1 protein-coding gene is annotated in these 1320 nt (G+C 66.7%); it reads right to left on the bottom strand.

The features are described 5' to 3' along the window. Positions 1-1320, bottom strand: a 1320-nt coding sequence (locus AC3WOS_RS28435; RefSeq protein WP_492720673.1) for a hemagglutinin repeat-containing protein, incomplete at both ends; no start/stop codon positions are given.

Consider the following 1320-nt stretch of genomic DNA (forward strand, 5'->3'; position numbering starts at 1 on the left):
CGATGGTCGAGCCAACGGCGACATCGCTGCTCTGCACCGTGTTGCTCTGGCTCTTGCTGTTACCCAGGCTGACACTTACCTTGATGCCCGTTGCCATACCGTTGGAAAACGCCTGGGCGGTCTTGGCAAGAGCGGCCGCGCTGGCGGCGAGGTTGACGGCCGCCAGCGCCTGCATGCGCGCATCCTTCGTTGTCTTGGCGGCAGTAGCCATGCTGGCGATGCCCTTCGCCGCATCCAGCAGCGGCACGCTAACCGTCCCGCCAATGGCCGTCTTGGCATACGTCGTGTGGTCGTTACTGTTGCTGGTACTGTAGCCGGCGTCGACCAGCACCTCCCTTGCCGCGATGCCAATGTCGCCCTGCGGCGCCTGGACCTGGCTGGCCGTCTGCGTATATTTGCCACCGGCAGTCAAGTCGACGTTCCCACCCAGGCTGGCGATCTGGCTACCCACCTGCGTGCCATTGTCGTGCTTGCCGTCGGTCGTGACCTTGACCTGGCCGAACGCCGGCTGGAAGGTGGTGCCGATCGAGCCGGATTTGGCGCTGCTGGTGGCGTAGTCGCCAGCGTCCCGGTTGGCCGCGCTGACAACGCTCAGGTCACCCTTGGCCGCGATGCTGACATTGTTGTCGGCCACCACCGTGCTGGCTTTGACGAGCGTGTCGCGTCCGCTGGTGGCGCTCACGCTGCCACCACTGAGCACGCTGCCTGTCTGCGTGACGGTGTCACCGTCCCCAGCCTTGTCATCCTGGCTCTTGTTATAGCTGAACAGCGTTGGCAAGGCAAAGCTGATGCCAACGCCGCTCTTCTTTACCTGCAAACTGTGCCGCTCGCTGTCGCGCTGTTCGGCGCTGGTAACCAACAGGTCGCGGCCGGCATCGAGCGTCAGCGCGCCGCTGGCCGTCAGCTGGCCGGCCGTAATGCCGATGTCATGCCCCGCCCCCAGCGCCACCGTCGCGCCGCCCAGGCTGCTGCCCACGGCGCTGCTGCTGTCGCGCGTGTCGCGCGTGGTGACCAGCGTTTTCTTCAGGAAGCCCGTGTCCATGTGCTGGGTCGCCACGTCGCTCTTCTGCGTGGCCACGCCGGCCGTGATGTCGAGGTTGTTGCCGGCCTGCGCGCTCAGGGCGCCGCCAGCCTGCAGGTCGGCCGCCCGCAGCTTGAGGTCGGCGCCGGCATTGAGGGCGATGCCGCCCGTGGCCTGGATCTGGCTGCCCACTTCCGTCGTGGCGCTGTCGTGGCGGAAGTTGTTGGCGTCCCAGATCAGGTTGCTGGCGCTGGCCGTGGTCACCGTGCCGAGTGCGATGTCGCGCCCGGCCGTCATGG

It is taken from the genome of Rugamonas sp. FW305-51 (assembly GCF_058786935.1).